This is a genomic window from Vibrio sp. 970 (assembly GCF_033339075.1).
On the sequence record NZ_JAWOTW010000847.1, the window covers coordinates 1 to 512 of the forward strand.

The 512-nt window shown below is 48.0% G+C and carries 1 protein-coding gene; it reads right to left on the reverse strand.

All coding sequences use genetic code 11. The annotated features are described in order from the left end of the window. A partial coding sequence (locus tag R7Q11_RS29520) for a response regulator (protein ID WP_225467383.1) occupies positions 1 to 422 on the reverse strand: 422 nt, incomplete at its 3' end. Positions 423 to 512 lie beyond the last annotated feature (90 nt).

Here is a 512-nt window from a genome sequence, read left to right on the forward strand (position 1 = left end):
ATGCTCGCGAGATATTCTTGACGATCTTGCGTTGACGTCTGCGCTCGATAAGTCTCGACCGCTTCCGTCACACGTTGCGAGAGTCGCTCTGGCTGAAATGGTTTCTCAATAAAATCAAATGCGCCCTTTTGCAACGCACTCACCGCCATATCCACATCCCCATGTCCGGTGATCAGGATAACGGGCGTTTGGATATGATGGTCAATAAGGCTTTCTAAAATCGAGAGGCCATCGCTATCAGGCAAGCGAACATCACTGACAACAGCATCAAAGTCTTGACTTAGTATCGCCGCCTTTCCAGCGCCACCGGTACTGAATGCCTCAACGTTAAATCCGGCCAGTTGCAGCCATTGGCTGGTAGCCTGACGAACAATGTCATCATCTTCAATAAGTGCGATGTTGGGGGTGCTTTCAAAAGCCATGAATTACTGCCTGTTTAAAACGTCTTTCGTAACGGTAGCAAAAACCACGAGGGAGAAAAGGAGCTAGATCTCACTTCTTAATTACAACTC